At 52.0% G+C, this 246-nt stretch carries 1 pseudogene; it reads left to right on the plus strand.

Annotated features, from left to right (window positions below):
• Positions 1–246 (plus strand): annotated as a pseudogene (locus ACYP03_RS27450) (peptidoglycan DD-metalloendopeptidase family protein); the annotation flags it as partial.

Here is a 246-nt window from a genome sequence, read left to right on the forward strand (position 1 = left end):
AGCCAATCAATGCCACAGAGACCCTCTACATCACACGCAAGGGTGATACCTTCCATTCCAGAACTGAAGTCAAAAAGGTCGATACCCAGCTCAATTTTGCCCAGGCAGTGATCACCTCCAGCTTCTGGAACGCCGCCGCGGATGCCGGTCTGACGCCGAACCAAATCATGGAGATCGCCGGTATTTTTGGCTGGGATATCGACTTTGCCCTGGATATCCGTGAAGGCGATACCTTTTCTGTCTTGT

Source organism: Photobacterium sp. R1 (genome assembly GCF_054600795.1).